This window comes from Microbacterium jepli (assembly GCF_047237905.1).
GTDB lineage: Bacteria > Actinomycetota > Actinomycetes > Actinomycetales > Microbacteriaceae > Microbacterium.
Genome location: NZ_JBDFLW010000005.1, coordinates 655,491 through 671,517 on the forward strand (window position 1 = coordinate 655,491; position 16,027 = coordinate 671,517).

Below are 16,027 nucleotides of genomic sequence, written 5' to 3' on the forward strand. Positions count from 1 at the left end.
CCCCGCGCTGTCGTCAGCGGGGGAGGAGCGGGAGGACCTCGGTGCCGAGGAACTCCACCTGCTCGACGTCGCGGAGATCCATCAGCTGGAAGTAGACGCGGTCCGCGCCGAGGTCCACCAGGCGCCGCACCTTCTCGGCGACCTCGTCAGGGCCGCCCACGATGTCGACGCCGTTGCGCACCTCGTCCGGGTTCTTGCCGATCGCCTGCGCGCGGCGGCGGACCTCGCCCTCGTCGGCGCCGGCCAGCGTCGGCAGCGCGACGGACAGCTTCAGCGTCCCGGGGTCGCGTCCGGCGCGCTCGCACGCCGCGCGGACGTTGGCGAAGCGATCGGCGATCTTCTCCTCCGGCTGGAAGCCGATGTTGAATTCGGTCGCGAACCGCGCGGCGAGCTCGGGAGTGCGCTTCGGTCCTGCGCCGCCGATGATGATCGGCACCCGGTCCTGCACCGGCTTGGGCAATGCGGGCGCCCCCTCGAGCGTGTAGTGCGCGCCGGCGAAGTCGAAGGTCTCGCCGATCGGCGTGGACCACAGGCCCGTGACGATCTGCAGCTGCTCCTCGAACGGTCCGAAGCGGCGCTCGGGGAACGGGATGCCGTAGGCGCGGTGCTCCTCCTCGAACCACCCGGTGCCCAGCCCCAGCTCGACGCGTCCGCCGGACATCTCATCGACCTGGGCGACCTGGATCGCGAGCAGGGCGGGGAGCCGGTGGGTGGCCGAGGAGACGAGTGTTCCGAGGCGGATCCGCGATGTCTCGCGCGCCAGCCCCGCGAGCGTCGTCCAGGCGTCTGTCGGGCCCGGGAGCGGGTCGCCGGGACCCATCCGCATGTAGTGGTCCGAGCGGAAGAAGCCGTCGAAGCCGACGCGTTCGGTCGCCTGGGCTAATGCGAGCTGGTCGCCGTAGGTGAAGCCCTGCTGGGGCTCGGTGAAGGTGCAGTACTCCATGGCGTCAGGAGGCCGTCGCCTGCGCGGGCGCCGCGGGAGCCGCGGCATCCGGTCGATAGACGTCCGGTTCGAGGTAGATGACGCGCGCGATCGGCACGGCGGCGCGGATGCGACCCTCGACGGCGTCGATGTCGGCGGATGCCTGGACCAGTGTCCGGTCGGAGGGGAGGGCGATCTTCGCCGCCACCAGCAGCTCGTCGGGTCCGAGGTAGAGGGTCTTGATGTGGATGAGCGTGTCCACCTCCGGGCCCGTCTCGATCGCGGCGACGATGCGGTCGAGGTCACCGGGGGTGGCGCCCTCGCCGACGAGCAGGCTCTTCGTCTCGATGCCCAGGATGATCGCGACGAGGATCAGCAGCGTGCCGATGGCGAGCGTGCCGACGGCGTCCCAGAGCGGGTTGCCGGTCAGCACCGTGAGGCCGACGCCGAGGAGGGCGAACACGAGGCCGGTGAGGGCGGCGACGTCCTCGAGGAGCACCACCGGCAGCTCGGGCGCCTTGGCGCGCCGCACGAACGACACCCACGACTGGCCCTTCTCGCGGATGTGGTTGCTCTCCTTCACCGCGGTGCGCAGGGAGAAGCTCTCCAGTCCGATCGCGATGACGAGCACCGTGATCGGCAGCCAGGCGTTCTCCAGCTCGTGCGGGTGCGTGATCTTGTCGACGCCCTCGTAGATGGAGAAGAGGCCGCCGACGGAGAAGAGGATGATCGCCACCACGAACGCGTACACGTAGCGCTCGCGGCCGTGGCCGAACGGGTGCTCACGGTCGGCCGCCTTGCGGGCCTGGCGGCCACCCAGCAGCAGGAGGAGCTGGTTGCCGGAGTCGGCGACCGAGTGGATCGCCTCGGCCAGCATCGAGGCGGAGCCCGATACGAACCACGCGATGAATTTCGCCAGGGCGATGCCCATGTTCGCGGAGAAGGCCGCGATGATCGCCTTGTTGCCGCCGGATGCACTCATGACCGCAGTCTATTGACGCGGCGGGCCCGCTGACTCCGCGGCTGCGGGTCAGTCGGCGGAGCGCGGCGGGCCCGCGGACTCCGCTGCCTGCGGGTCAGTCCGCGGAGCGCAGGATGATCGCCTCGGTCGGCGGTGCCGGATCGACCGGGGTGCCGAGGTAGCCGATCACCGAGAGCAGCGCTTGGCGGAACTCCGCCGGACGCTCGAGGTGCGGGGCGTGGCCGACGCCCTCCAGCGTGATCTCCGTCACGGCGCCGCCGGCGTCGGTGTAGGCGCCGAGGACGTCGCGGGTCTGGGACACCATCGGCTGTGCCGGCGCGATCTCGTCTCCGGGCCAGCCGGGAACGACGCCCAGCGCGCCGAGGTGGTTGAGGTCGAAGAACGATCCGTCGGAGACGATCGCGTCGTCGGTGCCGTGGATCCAGAGGATCGGCGGCTTCGGGTCGAGCTCGACGATCGCCGACACGTCGTGGTACCGCGGCGCCATGGTGTTGAGCACGCCGATCGTCCCGGCGCCGAAGCCCGGCCAGTTCTCGCTCGCGACGCCGTCACCGGGGTAGTTGCCCTCGGCCGTGGACGTGGTGAGCATCGAGTCGACCCAGACGTCCTCGTGCTCCGTGCTGTAGCCGGCCGCGACGTACGCGGCCCGGAAGACGCTCCGCGGCGACGTCGGCGCCTCGTCGGTGGTGTCGTGGTCGTTCAGCCGCTGCACGAAGTCGGGGTTTGCGCCGCCGCCGCCCGTGCCCGCGTCGTCATCGGTGAGGCGCGAGCCGTCGCGACGCGTGCCGCCGAAGCCGTACGGCGAGACGGGCGCCTGCAGGGTGAGGGAAAGAACGGGGTGGTCGAGGGCGTACTGCATGATCACGCCGCCGCCCATCGACCAGCCGACGAGGTGGACGGCGCCGAGCCCGAGCTCCTCGAGGGTCGCGTGGAGGTCGTCGCTGAAGTCGCGGAGCCCTCGCGTCGCGTCGATGGGGGAGTGCTCGGTCGAGCCGAAGCCGCGGAGGTCGACCGCGATCACCCGCAGGTCGGACGGGAGATCCTGCATGAGCTCCTGCCAGAAGAGGGAGGAGGAGACGTTGCCGTGCACGAGCACCACCGTGTGCTCGGCGGGCGTCGAGGGGTCGTCGCCCGCGCGCTCCAGGATGCCGACGCTCAGCCGGGACGTCTCGACGATCCGAGCGGTGATGCCATCGAACAGGGTCATTGCGAGGTGCCTCCCGTTGTGCCCTCCGGAGCGCCGCCGCTCCGTGCCCTCCCGACTATAGACCGCGCGCCGATGCGCCTCCCGGACCGCGTGAGCGCGTCCCGCCGCGAGCCCCCGACGGCTCCTAGGATGACGGGATGACCACCGCCGAGGACCGTTCCCTGCCCGCCGTCGCCGTCCTGGGAGCGGGGTCGATGGGTGGGGCCATCCTCCAGGGGCTGGTGGCGTCCGGACTGCCCACCGGCGGCATCACCGCCACCAACCGCACGCGTGCCAAGGCCGACACCCTCGCGGGTCTTGCCGGGGTGACGAGCGTCGCCCTCGAGGAGCAGTCCTCCGGGAACACGGATGCCGCGGCCTCCGCCGGCATCGTCCTGGTGGGCGTGAAGCCGGCCATGGTGCCCGACCTGCTGGCTGAGATCCGCCCGGCGCTGCGGCCCGACGCCGTCGTGGTCAGCCTCGCCGCCGGCGTGACGATCGCGACCTTCGAATCGGTGCTCGGCGAGGGCGCTCGGGTGCTGCGTTCGATGCCGAACACCCCGGCCGTCGTGGGCAAGGCGGTCACGGGCCTGGCCGCGGGCAGGGGCGCGGATGCCGAGGACGTCGCGACGGTCACGCGGCTGTTCGAGACGGTGGGCGCTGTGCTGCAGGTTCCGGAGGAGCAGATCGACCCGCTGTCGACGATCTCCGGGTCGGGGCCCGCCTACGTCTTCCTGCTGGTGGAGGCGCTCACGAGCGCCGCCGTCGGCAAGGGCTTCACTCCCGAGCAGGCGCGGCTCATGGCCGAGCAGACCTTCATCGGAGCCTCCGCCCTGCTCGACGCGTCGGGCGAGGAGGCGGCCGAGCTGCGCCGGCGCGTCACCAGTCCGAAGGGCACGACCGAGCGCGCCGTGGCCGTGCTCCAGGGGGCGGATCTCGACGCCCTGTTCGCCGAGGCGACGGATGCCGCACTCGGCCGCGCACGCGAGCTCGCCGCCGGCGCCTGAGCCGCTGCGGGGTCAGTTGACGCGGCCTGGGCCGCCGGGTCAGTCGCCCAGCCTGAGCCGCCGGTGCGCCGCGGCCTGAGCCGCCGGTGCAGCCGCCTCGACTGCGCCGGGTCAGTCGCGCCGACGCATGTACCACTCGGTGAACGAGCGCGCCCGGCCGTCGGGTGCCAGGTCGATCACCCACAGGTTGCGGTAGTCGCGCTCCGACTCGGAGTCCGTGGCCGAATAGACCGTGCGGCCCTCGATGAAGACCCGTTCGCCGTCCACCCCCGCGAGGTCGTAGGTGAAGGAGTAGTCGTCCGGCTCGTCCGCGTGCGACACCCAGCCGACCACGATGGCGTCGGCCCCCCGCCACGGCGCCGACCAGGGCTCGGTGCGGTACGCGCCGTCGTCGGTGAACAGCGCGCGGATGTCGGACTCGTCGTTCGAGGCCCAGGCCTTCTCGTAGGCCGCGACCCATGCCCGGGCGGCGGCGCTCATGTCTGTGCGATCCATGGCCGGAGTCTGCTCCGGGCCTCCGACACCCGCGCGGCGCGACTCAGCGGTCGAGGGAGGCGAAGCGCTCGATGTCGACGTTCGTGCCCGAGACGATGATGAGGTCGTGGTTCGTGACCACGGTGTTGGCCTCGGCGTAGCGGAACGGCTTGCCGGGGCTCTTCACACCGACGACCGTCACGTTGTACTTCGAGCGCACCCCCGACTCGTTGAGTCCGACGCCCCGGATGAACCGCGGCGGGTACATCTTGGCGAGCACGAAGTCGTCGTCGAAGCGGATGAAGTCCAGCATCCGTCCGCTCACGAGGTGGGCGACGCGCTCGCCGGCCTCCCGCTCGGGATAGATCACGTGGTTCGCACCGACGCGGGCGAGGATCTTCCCGTGCGACTGCGACACCGCCTTCGCCCAGATCTGCGGCACTTTGAGGTCGACGAGGTTCGCGGTGATCAGCACCGACGCCTCGATCGAGGAGCCGACCGCCACGACCGCCACTTGGAAGTCCTGCGCGCCGATCTGCTTGAGCGCGTCGATGTTGCGGGCGTCGGCCTGCACCGCGTGCGTGACCCGCTCCGACCACTTCTGCACGAGCTCGAGGCTGTCGTCGATCGCGAGCACGTCGCGGTCGAGGCGGTCCAGCTCCCCGGCGCATGCGGCGCCGAAGCGCCCGAGGCCGATCACCAGCACCGGTGCGTCGCCGCGGATCTGCTCACCCAACGATCGGCCTCTCCACCGGCAGCGAGTAGAGCTGCGAACGGGATGTCGCGGCCACCGCCGCGGCGAGAGTCACTGTACCAACGCGTCCCATGAACATCGTGAGGGCCATCACGTAGATCGCCGGATCCGGGAGCTCGGCGGTGAGGCCCGTCGAGAGGCCCACCGTGGCGAAAGCGGAGATGACGTCGAACAGCACCCGCTCGATCGGCGCCTGCGTGATCTGGGCGATCGTGATGGTCGAGAGGGCCACGATCGTGGCGCCCCACGCGACGACGGAGAGGGCGACGCGCTGCACGTCGCTCGGGATGCGCCGGCCGAAGGCCTCCACCGACTGGCGGCCCTTCGCCTCGGAGAAGACGGCGAGGGCGAGTACCGCCAGTGTGGTCACTTTGATGCCGCCGGCGGTGGAGGCCGAACCGCCGCCCACGAACATCAGCATCGAGCCGACGACGAGCGACGATCCGTGCAGATCGTCCATGGGCACGGTGCTGAAACCGCCCGAGCGCGTCATCGCGGAAAGGAAGAACGACTGGAAGGTGGTGTCCCACGCGTCCATCGACCCGAAGGTCTTCGGATTGTTCACCTCGAGGATGAGGAACGCGGCCGCGCCGGCGAAGAACAACACGACAGTGGTGATCAGGGTGAGCTTCGTGTGCAGCGACCAGTACCGCACGTGCCACTTGTGGCGGGCCAGCGTGAAGATGACGGGGAAGCCGATGGACCCGAGGAACACGCCGGCCATCAGCACGGTCAGCAGGAAGTAGTCGTCGGCGAACGGCGTCAGGCCGTCGGCGTTGGGCACGAACCCGGTGTTGGTGAACGACATCGCCGCGTAGTACGGCGCCTCCCACAGTGCGGCGAGGGGGTCGATGCCCGCGGCCAGGAGCGCGGGATAGAGCAGCACCGTCAAGCACGCCTCGATGATGAGCGTCGACAGGGCGACGGTCGCCAGCAGCTGACCCACCTCGCCGAGCCGGACCGTCTGACCCTCGTTCACGGGTCCGCCGTGCGCGCGCAGCGGGTTGCTGTCGCCGGCGGCGATGAGCTTGGCGCGCAGGCCGAGCCGCTTGGAGATCACCAGGCCCAGGATCGATGCGAGCGTCAGCACGCCGAGGGCTCCGACGTTGACACCGAGGTAGGTGAAGACGTGGCCGATCGGCGACCAGTGGGAGTACATGTTGACCGTCGAGAGGCCCGTGACGCAGATCGTGGACACCGCGGTGAAGAGGGCGTCGGCGAATGGCGTGACCCGGCCGTCGGCGGAGGCGATCGGCAGCGAGTACAGCCCGGTGAAGATCATGATGAGCAGCACGAAGATGCCGACGGCGAAGCGTGCGGGGGAGGCGGTCGTCAGATCGCGCAGCGCATCCCACAGGTCGTACAGGCGGGAGCGCACGGACCGGCGCGGGCGCGACGGTCGGGATTCGGCCGTCATCCGTCGCCTCCTTCGTCCGAAATCGTTGTCATGGTACTCCGCGGTGCGCGCGACTAATCTGAACACATGGCGGACATCTTCGACGTGATCGCAGACGGCACGCGTCGCGACATCCTGCAGCTCCTCCGGGAGCGGGCCGCCTCGGGTGAGCGCGGTACGAGCGTCTCGCAGATCGTCCACCAGCTGGAGGTCAGCCAGCCGACCGTCTCGAAGCACCTCAAGGTGCTGCGCGAGGCCGAGCTCGTCTCCGTCCGCGAGGAGGGCCAGCACCGCTACTACAGCCTGTCGGTGGGTCCACTGGACGCGGTCGACGACTGGCTCATGCCGTTCCTTCTGGACGACATGGACGTGGATGCCGCGCCGGTCAGCTTGCCCGATTCGGCTGCGCATGCCGCTGAAGTGATGGGCCGCGCTGCGGCCTCGGCGAAGCACGTCGTAGCCAGCGCGCTGAAGAAGCTTCCGGGTCGTTGAATCGCGGTCCGGCGAGCCTCATCCGTCACAGAGACCACACAGGTTTACACGAGTGCGATCGCGCCCCTAGAGTGTGGAGCACAGCCATCTGGGGATCACAGCGGAGGAACGCCATGGCAGAACTGCCCGATGTGCGCTTCCTGACGGTCGCGGAGGTCGCCGAGCTCATGCGCGTGTCCAAGATGACCGTGTATCGCCTCGTGCACGCCGGAGAGCTGCCCGCCGTGAGGTTCGGACGCAGCTATCGCGTGCCCGAATCGGCCGTGACCGCGGCTCTGCACAGGCCTGTCGCCGACGTCGGCTAGACTGACCCGAGGCATTTTACGTTCTGCCCGATCCCGGATGCAGGTGATCCTGCGTCCAGACCCCGATCTAGTGAGGTTTTCCGTGGGTTCAGTCATCAAGAAGCGCCGCAAGCGCATGGCGAAGAAGAAGCACCGCAAGCTGCTTCGCAAGACTCGCCACCAGCGCCGCAACAAGAAGTAACGCGGCCGCACCACACCGAGCGCCTGTCCCGAGGGACGGGCGCTTCGTGTATCGCCGCCGTGCCGACAGGGAGGAATCCGTCATGAAGTCGATCACCGTCCAGCAGCTGAACGAGCGCGAAGGCGTGCCGCTCATCGACGTGCGCGAAGCGGACGAATATGCCGCAGGGCATGTGCCCGGCGCCGTCAACCTCCCGATGTCGAGCATCGGCGAGCACCTCGACGAGCTCCCCGACGAGCCCTTCGACGTCATCTGCCAGGCCGGCGGCCGCTCGGCGCGCGTGGTGCAGGCACTCGAGGCCCGCGGCTACGACGCGACCAACGTCGACGGCGGCACCGGCGAATGGGCGCAGGCGGGGCTTCCGCTCGAGCGCTGAGCCGCACCCCGTTCCGACACCGGAGCGTCACCGGATGGCAGGTGAAGGGTTGTCCGATGTCCGAGCCTGCGTCGGAGCGCGCCCATAGGATGAGTGCGTGACCATCCTCACCCTGATCGGCAAACCCGACTGCCACCTCTGCGACGTGGCCCACGGCATCGTCGACGACGTGATCGCGGGTCTCCCCGAGCGTCTGGCCGACGGCATCGACGTCCGCGAGGCGTCCATCCTCGACGACCCCGCGCTCTACGAGCAATGGTGGGAGAAGATCCCGGTAGTCCTCATCGACGGCGACCTGCACGCGCACTGGCGGGTGTCGGCCGACCGTCTCCGCGACGCGCTGGTCGCGGCATCCGCTGTCCCGACGTCGGCGGGAGCGCAGTCGTGAGCCTTCGGCACATCGTGCTGTGGCGGCTGGACGCCGACGACGCCGACACGCGCGCGCTGCACGCCGAGGAACTGCGCACCCGGCTCGAGGGTCTCCAGGACGTCATCCCCGAGATCGACAGCATCCAGGTCGGGCCGAACGTCGCCTTCCCGGGTGCGAACTGGGACGTCGCGCTCGTGTCGGAGTTCGCCGACACCGAGGCGCTCGAGCGCTACATCGTCCACCCGGCGCACCAGGAGGTCGTCGAGTTCGTGCGCAGCGTCACGAAGGACCGCGCCGCGATCGACGTCCCGCTCTGACCTCCGTCTGACTGCCACGGCGCCGGCTGGGCCGGTCGCGCAGGCTCTGTCTGCCCGGCGGCCGCGTGCCACCTAGGTGTCCCACTTTCTGCACAACCGCTCGGCGTGTTGTGCAAATTGTGGGACACAGGCTGCGCGCGTCGGCGTCAGGCGGGCGCAGCCCACCTAGGTGTCCCACTCTCTGCACAACCGCTCGGAGTGTTGTGCAGAAAGTGGGACACGGGTCGGGCGCGCGCCGGGGTCAGGTGCGCGGCCGGACCGCGACGGCTACGGGATCGAGGGCTATACGCACGCGGTCGTCGAACGACACCCGATCTGAGGCCGCGTGCTGCACGCGCACGAGAGAGCCGTCGAGGGTGCGCACCAGCGTGCGCCGGAAGCTCCCGAGGAACGTGCTCTCCTGCACGACCGCGTCGGTGCCCGAGCCTTCCGCGCCGAGGATGCGCACGTTCTCCGGGCGGAGGAAGACATCGACCTCCCCGTCGGGTGCGGCGACCTGCAGCGGCAGGGCCTGACCCCACACCGTGAGTGCTCCCGCGGTGACGACGCCCGGCACCACGCTGGAAACGCCCACGAACGCCGCGACCTCGGCGGTGGCGGGCCGGAGGTAGAGGTCTTCCGGGGTGCCCATCTGCTCGATGCGTCCGGCGTTCATGACGGCGATACGGTCGGAGACCGCGAGGGCCTCCTCCTGGTCGTGCGTGACGAAGACCGTGGTGATCCCCAGCCGCAGCTGGATGCGGCGGATCTCGTCGCGCAGCTGCACCCGCACCTTCGCGTCGAGCGCGGAGAGGGGTTCGTCCAGCAGCAGCACGCGAGGCTCTGTCACGAGCGCGCGTGCCAGCGCGACGCGCTGCTGCTGCCCACCGGACAGCTCGTGCGGGAACCGTTCGGTCAGATGGCCGAGCCCGACCAGCTCGAGCGCGGCGGCGGCGCGGGCCGCAGCATCCGTCTTGCCGACCCGGCGCCGCCGCAGACCGAACGCGACGTTGTCGACGACGCGGAGGTGCGGGAACAGCGAGTACGACTGGAAGACCATCCCGATGTCGCGCTTGTTCGTCGGGACGGACGAGACGTCCTTCCCGCCGAGGCGGATCGCGCCGGCGGTGGCGCGCTCGAGTCCCGCGAGCACGCGCAGCGCAGTCGTCTTGCCGCATCCGGAGGGGCCCAGGAGCGAGACGAATTCCCCGGGGGCGACGTCGAGGTCCACGCCGTGCAGCACGCGCGTTGACCCGTAATCCTTGACGATGCCGTCGAACTGCACGCGCGTGCCCTCGCCCGCCTCGGCGAGGAGCATGTTGTCGGAGGTGCGGGGGAGCGCGCGGGCCGGGGTGTCTGCGGTGGTCATGAGGACTGCCTCCTGGCGCCGACACGTCCGGCGCGGCCGATGATGAGCAGGAGCACGAATGCGAAGGCGAGGGCGAGCAGCGTGAAGATCGCCGCCGCCCACGCGTCCTGCCGGTTGATGAGCACGAGTGCCGTCTGCAACACCTGGCGGTTCAGCAGCGACGCGATGGTGAACTCCCCGAGCACGACGGCGACGGAGATGAGGGATGCCGCCAGCAGGCCCTGCCGGAGGTTGGGTGCGATGACGCGCAGCAGCACGGTGAACCACCCGGCGCCCAGGGTGCGGGCTGCCTCCGACAGCGTGCGGATGTCGACCGCGTCGATCGAGGCCTGGATGGAGCGGTAGGTGAAGGGCAGCACGAGGATGCCGTACGCGAAGGCGAGCGTCCACGCGCCGGTGCCGAAGGTGCGGCCGATCTGCAGGTAGATGGGCGCGAGGCCGACGACGAGCACGATCGCCGGGATCGATATCGGCAGCAGCGCGAGGAACTCGAATCCCCGCCGCAGCTGCGGGAACTTCAGGGCCACCAGCACCATGGTGGGCGCGAACAGCAGCAGGACCAGCAGCACCGTGACGGCGGCGAGGATCAGCGAGTTGCCGAGTCCGATCCAAATGGGGCGGTACGCGGCGGCGCTGGCGGGGTCGAAGAGCGCCGTCCAGCGCTCGAGCGACAGTCCGGAGGGGGACTCCAGCGTGTACAGCAGGGTCGCCACGAAGGGGATCGCGAAGACGACGCCGACGAGGAGGCCGACCAGCCACCGGGTGAGCGACGACGGAGCGAAGCCCCTCACGACTGCCACCGTGCGGCGCGGCGCTGCACCAGGGCGTACATCGTCATGACCACCGCGACGACGACGATCATGCCGAGGGCGAGCGCGCCGGCGAGGTTCTCGCGCCCCAGCACCGTCTCGCTCGTGAGCGCGGTGCGGATCTGCAGCGGCACGATCTGCGACCCCTGGCTGGCGAGGGCGGCGGCCGTCGCGTACGACGAGAACGCGTTGGCGAACAGCAGCAGCAGGCTCGCGAGGAACGACGGCGCCAGCACGGGCAGGCCGACGAAGCGCCAGAAGTTGGCGCGGGTGCCGCCGAGCGTCAGGTGCGCCTCGGCCCACTGCGGACGCAGCGCGGCGAGGGCGGGCATGAAGGTGATGATCATCAGCGGCACCTGGAAGACGAGGTAGGCGGGGATGAGGCCGGGGAGCGCGTAGATCCAGGCGCCGTCGGCGTAGAGCTCGAGACCGAAGGTCGACGAGAGGAACTTCGTCACGATGCCCTGAGTGCCGATGGCGGCGATCATCGCGAACGCCAGCATCACGCCGCCGAACTGCGCGAGGACACCGGATGCCGCGTCCACCGTGGTGCGGACGATCCCCGTCTCGGGCAGGCCGAGCATGGCGTAGCAGACGAGCGCTCCGACCACGGCGCCGATGACGGCGGTGAGCAGGGACAGCCACGTCGAGTTCCCGAACGTCGTGAGGATGACGGGGTCGCCGAGTGCGGCGAGGTTGTCGAGGGTGAAGGCCCCGTCGCCGTCGAACAGCCCGCTGGCGACGGCGAGCACTGTCGGAACGGCGAGGAAGGCCGTGACATAAAGGGCGAGGGGCACGAGGCCGACCCACGACCAGTCGCGGCGAGCGACGCCCCGCGGGGCCGCAGCAGCAGGCTGCTGAGGCCCGACGGGACTCGTCACGCGGTCCAGGCTCGGACCGTCGAGGACGTCGGAGGTCACTGGACCGCCGCTGCCCACTTCTGTCCGAGCAGGGTTCCCGCCGCGGTGGACTGCGCCTCGGTCGGCACGACCGTCTCGGACGGAGCCTCCGGCAGGGCGGCGGCGAGATCCTTGTCGATGGTGCCGGCGTCGGTCATGGCCTCCATGCGCACGGGCCGAGCTCCGCCCTTGAGCCACATGTTCTGCGCCTCGTCGCTGTAGAGGAATTCCTGCCAGAGGCGTGCGGCCGCCGGGTTGGGGGCGTTCTTGTTGATGGCCTGGTTGTAGTACCCGGCGTATCCCGTGCCGGGGAAGACGACGGTCTTCCACGACGGGACGTCCTTCGCGTGCGTGGCGTTGAGGTAGTCCCAGTCGAAGACGACCGGGGTCTCGCCGCTGGCGACCGTCGCCGTGGTGACGTCGAGCTTGAGCAGGTTGCCGCTCTTGTTCAGCTCGCTGAAGAAGTCGATGCCCGGCTGGTAGTCGTCGAGGGTGCCGTCGTTCTGCACGGTCGCCAGGCCCACGGCGGCGAAGGCCGCGCCCGCCTGGGTCGGGTCGCCGTTGAGCGCGACGGAGCCGCGGAACTCCGAGCTGAGGAGGTCGTCGAGGCTCTCGGGGGTGGGGAACTTCGCCGAGTCGTAGCCGACCGACATGTAGCCGCCGTAGTCGCCGACGAACAGCCCGGTCGGCTCCTTGAGGGCGTCGGGGATCTCGTCCCACGTCTGCACCTTGTAGGGGGCGAACTCGCCGGTGTTCTGCAGGGCGACGGTGAGTCCGAGGTCGAAGACGTCGGGCGCGGTGTCGAGTCCCTCGTTGGTCTTGGCGGCCTGGATCTCCTCGGCCGACGAGACGTCGGGCGACTGCTCGTTGACGGTGATCTCGGGGTACTTGGCGGTGAACGCGTCGAGGATCTCGCCGTAGTTGGCCCAGTCGCGCGGCAGGGCGATGACGTTGAGCTGGCCCTCCGCCTTGGCAGCGGCCTCGAGGTCGGCGAGCGTGCCGAAGGAGCTGAGGTCGGAGGCGGTCGCGGCGTCGACGCCGGAGGCGGCCTGGCCGGCGTCCGCAGAGCCTCCGGCGCAGCCGGTGAGGATGAGGGCGGTGCTCGCGAGGAGCGCGGCGCCAACGCCTCCGAGGTGGGTGAGACGGGCGTGACGGGTCATGGTGCTGTTCCTCTCGGTGCTGCCGCCGAGCGCGCGAAGAGGCGGTCGACGATCGGGATGAGAGCACCGTAGGGATGCCGGATGACCGGTGGCACCGGGGGAGGTGAACAGACGGAGAGCGGCGGGTGTCCGAACCGGACACCCGCCGCTCTCCGTCAGCAGCAGATCAGGGCGCGCGCCGCGCGTCACCCGTGTCCCACTTTCTGCACAACCGCTCGGCGTGTTGCGCGAAAGATGGGACGCGGGTCGACGCGTGCCACCGGCGTGTCCCACTTTCTGCAAAACCGCGCGGCGTGTTGTGCAGGAACTGGGACACCGGGCAGGCGCGTCGGCGTCAGGCTGACCCAGCCCACCTAGATGTCCCGCTTCTCGCACAACCGCTCGGCGTGTTGTGCAAAAAGTGGGACACGAAGAAAGCGGCCCAGAAGGGTCAGGGGGCGAGGCGCGTGGGGCCCCGGAAGAGGAACGTGACCTCGCGGATGCTGCTCTCGCCCAGCAGCAGCATCAGCACGCGGGCCAGGCCCATGCCGAAGCCGCCGTGCGGCGGGGTGCCGTAGCGGAAGAAGTCGAGGTAGTGCTCGATGCCGGCGAGGTCGAGGCCCTTCTCGGTGGCCTGCGCCTCCAGCACGTCGACGCGGTGCTCGCGCTGCGCGCCGGTGGTGATCTCCACGCCCTTGAAGAGCAGGTCGTAGCTCTTGGTGAGCCCCGTCTCCTCGTCGCGCATGTGGTAGAACGGCCGGATCTCGGGGTGGTAGTCGGTGATGAAGACGAACTCGTGCCCCAACTGCTCCTGCACGTGCGCGGAGATCTGACGCTCGCCCTCGGGGTCGAGGTCGCCGTCGGCGCGCGGGATGTCATAGCCGCGCGCCTTCACGATCTCGCGGGCCTCGGCGAGCGGGATGCGCGGGAACGGCGTCGCGGGCACCTGCACCTCGAGGCCGAAGAGCTCCTGGATCTCGTCGCCGTGCTTGTCCGTGACGGCCTGGATCGCGGTCTGCAGCAGCTCCTCCTGCATGCGCGCGACGTCTTCGTGCGAGTCGATCCAGCTGATCTCGGCGTCGACGGAGGTGAACTCCGTGGCGTGCCGCGAGGTGAACGACGGGTCGGCGCGGAACACGTCGCCGATCTCGAAGATCTTGCCGAAGCCGGCCGACTGGGCCATCTGCTTGAAGTGCTGCGGGCTCTGGGCGAGGTAGGCCGTCTTGTCCTCGAAGTACTCCATGCTGAACAGCTCGGCGTTGGACTCCGACGGGCTCGACATCAGCTTGGGGGAGTGCAGCTCGATGTAGTCGCGCTCGATCCAGTACGTGCGCATCGCGTGCTCGAGGGTCGTCTGCACGCGGAAGATCAGGTTGTTCCGGCGCTGGCGCAGGTCGAGGAAGCGCCAGTCCATGCGCTTGTCCAGCCCGCTGTCCGCCGCGATCGGCGTCTCGGGCAGGGCGGCCGCGGCGATGGTCAGGTTCGAGATCTTGATCTCGACGCCCCCGAGCTTGACCCGCTCGTCGGCCTTCAGCGCGCCCTCGACCGTGAGGAAGGTGCCCGTGCTGAGGTTCGAGATCGTGTCGGTGAGGGCGAGAGCCGCAGCATCCTGTTCGCTGCCGTCCTCCGCCGGACGCGTCGCCGGGTTCACCAGCTGCACGGCGCCGGTCTCATCGCGGAGGATGACGAACTGCACCTTCTTCTGATCACGCACCGTCTCGACCCACCCCGAGACCGAGACGGGACCGTCGGGAAGGGACTTGAGCTGGGAGACCAGGACGCGTTCACTCACGAGGGTCCAGTGTACGGGGACGGATGCCGCGGGCCCGTGCCCCGCGGGACGGCAGCCCGATACGATGCCCGCGTGACCTCCGCTCCTCCTCCCTACAGCGGTCCGTCCGCTCCGGTCTCCGCGGGGCCGTGGGCCTCGCCCTCGCCCGTGCGACCGCCCCTGCGCGTGTGGGACGTGGTGCTGACGATCGTCTTCCTCGTCGCCGACGCCGTGCTGGCCCTGATCATGTCGTTCTTCGGGGCGTTCCTCGCGATGGCGAGCGATCCGTGCGGGGCGCGGGACTGCAACACCGACCTCATCACGGTCGGCGTGCTGGCCGCCATGGCCCTTCCCTGGGTCTTCCTGGTGGCCGCGCTGGTGGTCTCGATCGTGCTGCTGGTGAAGCGGCGGCTCGCGTTCTGGGTGCCGCTGGTGGCCGCGGTCCTGATCATCGGCTCCTGGTTCATCGGAGCGGCCTTCGCGACGGCGGGCGTTCCCGGGTCCTGACGGTCGGAGCGTCCGGGCACTCAGGTTCCCGTCACCTGCGCCGGATAGCGTGGCCGGAGCCGTTCGCGGCCTCCGATCCGATCACCGACGCGGGAGCACCGATGACCGACATGACGCAGGCGACGACGAGCGGCGGAGGGTCCTGGCTGACCTCGCTGGCGGACTGGACGGTCTCCCTCATGGAGGTCATCGGCCCCGTGGGCGCGGGAGCGGCCATCGCGCTGGAGAACCTCTTCCCGCCGCTGCCGAGCGAGGTCGTCCTGCCGATGGCGGGGCTGACCGCCAGCCGCGGGTCGTTCACCCTGGCCGAGGCCCTCATCTGGACCACCATCGGATCGGTCGTCGGCGCCTATGTGCTCTACGGCCTGGGCCGCTGGCTGGGGGCGGAGCGTCTGCGCCGGATCGCGGGCCGGATGCCGCTGATGAAGGTCGAGGACGTCGACAAGACGGTCGCCTGGTTCCAGCGCCACGGCGCGGTCGCGGTCTTCTTCGGACGCATGATCCCGCTGTTCCGCAGCCTCATCTCGGTCCCCGCGGGAGTGTCGGGGATGAAGTGGTGGACCTTCGGCCTGCTCACCGCGGCGGGGAGCCTGGTGTGGAACACGATCTTCGTGATGGCCGGGTTCCTGCTGGGCGAGAACTGGCACGTGATCGAGGCCTACGCCGACGTCTTCCAGTACATCGTCATCGGGCTGATCGTGGCCGCGGTCGCATGGTTCGTCGTGGTCCGCGTGCGCGCCGCCGCGCAGAACCGCCGTCGCGAGCAGCTCGACGGCGCCTGACGCGCAGCTG

General features: G+C 70.0%; 20 protein-coding genes. 9 read left to right on the plus strand and 11 right to left on the minus strand.

All coding sequences use genetic code 11. The features are described from left to right. Positions 1-13: 13 nt before the first annotated feature. The 3 genes from ABC304_RS07290 to ABC304_RS07300 form a co-directional block, all read right to left on the minus strand. Positions 14-943, minus strand: a complete 930-nt coding sequence (locus tag ABC304_RS07290) for an LLM class F420-dependent oxidoreductase (protein WP_412929851.1) — start codon at positions 941-943, stop codon at positions 14-16. Positions 944-947: 4 nt separating this feature from the next. After that, positions 948-1,904 carry a cation diffusion facilitator family transporter gene (locus tag ABC304_RS07295; protein WP_412929852.1) on the minus strand — a complete coding sequence of 319 codons (957 nt, stop codon included), beginning with the start codon at positions 1,902-1,904 and terminating at the stop codon, positions 948-950. A 94-nt stretch (positions 1,905-1,998) separates the two neighbouring features. Continuing rightward, positions 1,999-3,111: an alpha/beta fold hydrolase gene (locus ABC304_RS07300; RefSeq protein WP_412929854.1), complete on the minus strand. Its 1,113-nt coding sequence runs from the start codon at positions 3,109-3,111 to the stop codon at positions 1,999-2,001. 137 nt (positions 3,112-3,248) lie between these two features. Between ABC304_RS07300 and proC the strand changes: the two genes are divergently transcribed. Next, positions 3,249-4,097, plus strand: a complete 849-nt coding sequence (gene proC, locus ABC304_RS07305; protein WP_412929855.1) for a pyrroline-5-carboxylate reductase — start codon at positions 3,249-3,251, stop codon at positions 4,095-4,097. A gap of 111 nt (positions 4,098-4,208) precedes the next feature. Here the strand turns inward: proC and ABC304_RS07310 are convergent, their stop codons facing one another. From ABC304_RS07310 to ABC304_RS07320, 3 genes are read right to left on the minus strand one after another with little or no spacing between them, the layout of a single operon-like run. Then, positions 4,209-4,592 carry a nuclear transport factor 2 family protein gene (locus ABC304_RS07310; RefSeq protein ID WP_412929857.1) on the minus strand — a complete coding sequence of 128 codons (384 nt, stop codon included), beginning with the start codon at positions 4,590-4,592 and terminating at the stop codon, positions 4,209-4,211. 43 nt (positions 4,593-4,635) lie between these two features. Beyond that, positions 4,636-5,307 (minus strand): potassium channel family protein, encoded by a 672-nt coding sequence (locus tag ABC304_RS07315; protein WP_412929859.1) that lies wholly within the window; start codon positions 5,305-5,307, stop codon positions 4,636-4,638. Beyond that, positions 5,300-6,742 (minus strand): TrkH family potassium uptake protein, encoded by a 1,443-nt coding sequence (locus ABC304_RS07320; protein ID WP_412929861.1) that lies wholly within the window; start codon positions 6,740-6,742, stop codon positions 5,300-5,302. The genes ABC304_RS07315 and ABC304_RS07320 overlap by 8 nt, the downstream gene beginning before the upstream one ends. Positions 6,743-6,808: 66 nt before the next feature. Between ABC304_RS07320 and ABC304_RS07325 the strand changes: the two genes are divergently transcribed. The 6 genes from ABC304_RS07325 to ABC304_RS07350 all read left to right on the plus strand — a co-directional run bounded on the left by ABC304_RS07325 (position 6,809) and on the right by ABC304_RS07350 (position 8,762). After that, positions 6,809-7,213, plus strand: a complete 405-nt coding sequence (locus tag ABC304_RS07325) for an ArsR/SmtB family transcription factor (RefSeq protein ID WP_412929863.1) — start codon at positions 6,809-6,811, stop codon at positions 7,211-7,213. A 113-nt stretch (positions 7,214-7,326) separates the two neighbouring features. Next, a complete protein-coding gene (locus ABC304_RS07330) occupies positions 7,327-7,518 on the plus strand; it encodes a helix-turn-helix domain-containing protein (protein ID WP_412929865.1) in 192 nt (63 codons plus the stop codon). An 82-nt stretch (positions 7,519-7,600) separates the two neighbouring features. Continuing rightward, the gene (locus ABC304_RS07335; RefSeq protein ID WP_003792170.1) at positions 7,601-7,699 is read left to right on the plus strand and encodes a 30S ribosomal protein bS22; all 99 of its coding nucleotides are present in this window, start codon (positions 7,601-7,603) and stop codon (positions 7,697-7,699) included. A gap of 82 nt (positions 7,700-7,781) precedes the next feature. Beyond that, the gene (locus ABC304_RS07340) at positions 7,782-8,075 is read left to right on the plus strand and encodes a rhodanese-like domain-containing protein (protein ID WP_412929867.1); all 294 of its coding nucleotides are present in this window, start codon (positions 7,782-7,784) and stop codon (positions 8,073-8,075) included. Positions 8,076-8,172: 97 nt separating this feature from the next. After that, entirely contained in the window at positions 8,173-8,463 is a 291-nt protein-coding gene (locus ABC304_RS07345; RefSeq protein ID WP_412929869.1) for a glutaredoxin family protein, read from the plus strand. After that, positions 8,460-8,762 (plus strand): Dabb family protein, encoded by a 303-nt coding sequence (locus ABC304_RS07350; RefSeq protein ID WP_412929871.1) that lies wholly within the window; start codon positions 8,460-8,462, stop codon positions 8,760-8,762. The genes ABC304_RS07345 and ABC304_RS07350 overlap by 4 nt, the downstream gene beginning before the upstream one ends. A gap of 241 nt (positions 8,763-9,003) precedes the next feature. On the opposite strand, the gene ABC304_RS07355 is transcribed toward ABC304_RS07350, so the two are convergent. The 5 genes from ABC304_RS07355 to aspS all read right to left on the minus strand — a co-directional run bounded on the left by ABC304_RS07355 (position 9,004) and on the right by aspS (position 14,749). Beyond that, complete coding sequence (locus tag ABC304_RS07355; RefSeq protein ID WP_412929873.1) at positions 9,004-10,110, minus strand: ABC transporter ATP-binding protein; 1,107 nt, start codon at positions 10,108-10,110, stop codon at positions 9,004-9,006. Beyond that, positions 10,107-10,901: an ABC transporter permease gene (locus ABC304_RS07360; RefSeq protein ID WP_412929875.1), complete on the minus strand. Its 795-nt coding sequence runs from the start codon at positions 10,899-10,901 to the stop codon at positions 10,107-10,109. The genes ABC304_RS07355 and ABC304_RS07360 overlap by 4 nt, the downstream gene beginning before the upstream one ends. Then, positions 10,898-11,716, minus strand: coding sequence for an ABC transporter permease (locus tag ABC304_RS07365; protein ID WP_412932864.1), 819 nt, complete (start codon positions 11,714-11,716; stop codon positions 10,898-10,900). The genes ABC304_RS07360 and ABC304_RS07365 overlap by 4 nt, the downstream gene beginning before the upstream one ends. A gap of 119 nt (positions 11,717-11,835) precedes the next feature. Next, the gene (locus ABC304_RS07370; protein WP_412929877.1) at positions 11,836-12,978 is read right to left on the minus strand and encodes an ABC transporter substrate-binding protein; all 1,143 of its coding nucleotides are present in this window, start codon (positions 12,976-12,978) and stop codon (positions 11,836-11,838) included. Positions 12,979-13,408: 430 nt separating this feature from the next. Continuing rightward, positions 13,409-14,749, minus strand: coding sequence for an aspartate--tRNA(Asn) ligase (gene aspS, locus ABC304_RS07375; RefSeq protein ID WP_412929879.1), 1,341 nt, complete (start codon positions 14,747-14,749; stop codon positions 13,409-13,411). A 72-nt stretch (positions 14,750-14,821) separates the two neighbouring features. On the opposite strand from aspS, the gene ABC304_RS07380 reads away from it, so the two are divergent. Next, positions 14,822-15,235: a hypothetical protein gene (locus ABC304_RS07380; protein ID WP_412929881.1), complete on the plus strand. Its 414-nt coding sequence runs from the start codon at positions 14,822-14,824 to the stop codon at positions 15,233-15,235. A gap of 101 nt (positions 15,236-15,336) precedes the next feature. Beyond that, positions 15,337-16,017, plus strand: coding sequence for a DedA family protein (locus ABC304_RS07385; RefSeq protein ID WP_412929883.1), 681 nt, complete (start codon positions 15,337-15,339; stop codon positions 16,015-16,017). Positions 16,018-16,027 lie beyond the last annotated feature (10 nt).

Bases quoted from the DNA above. Each gene is read 5' to 3' on its own strand.
- ABC304_RS07340 (WP_412929867.1), top strand. From the start codon at position 7,782: ATGAAGTCGATCACCGTCCAGCAGCTGAACGAGCGCGAAGGCGTGCCG.
- ABC304_RS07320 (WP_412929861.1), bottom strand. From the start codon at position 6,742: ATGACGGCCGAATCCCGACCGTCGCGCCCGCGCCGGTCCGTGCGCTCC.
- proC (WP_412929855.1), top strand. From the start codon at position 3,249: ATGACCACCGCCGAGGACCGTTCCCTGCCCGCCGTCGCCGTCCTGGGA.
- ABC304_RS07355 (WP_412929873.1), bottom strand. From the start codon at position 10,110: ATGACCACCGCAGACACCCCGGCCCGCGCGCTCCCCCGCACCTCCGAC.
- ABC304_RS07385 (WP_412929883.1), top strand. From the start codon at position 15,337: ATGACCGACATGACGCAGGCGACGACGAGCGGCGGAGGGTCCTGGCTG.
- ABC304_RS07310 (WP_412929857.1), bottom strand. From the start codon at position 4,592: ATGGATCGCACAGACATGAGCGCCGCCGCCCGGGCATGGGTCGCGGCC.
- ABC304_RS07370 (WP_412929877.1), bottom strand. From the start codon at position 12,978: ATGACCCGTCACGCCCGTCTCACCCACCTCGGAGGCGTTGGCGCCGCG.
- ABC304_RS07295 (WP_412929852.1), bottom strand. From the start codon at position 1,904: ATGAGTGCATCCGGCGGCAACAAGGCGATCATCGCGGCCTTCTCCGCG.
- ABC304_RS07290 (WP_412929851.1), bottom strand. From the start codon at position 943: ATGGAGTACTGCACCTTCACCGAGCCCCAGCAGGGCTTCACCTACGGC.
- ABC304_RS07330 (WP_412929865.1), top strand. From the start codon at position 7,327: ATGGCAGAACTGCCCGATGTGCGCTTCCTGACGGTCGCGGAGGTCGCC.
- ABC304_RS07300 (WP_412929854.1), bottom strand. From the start codon at position 3,111: ATGACCCTGTTCGATGGCATCACCGCTCGGATCGTCGAGACGTCCCGG.
- ABC304_RS07325 (WP_412929863.1), top strand. From the start codon at position 6,809: ATGGCGGACATCTTCGACGTGATCGCAGACGGCACGCGTCGCGACATC.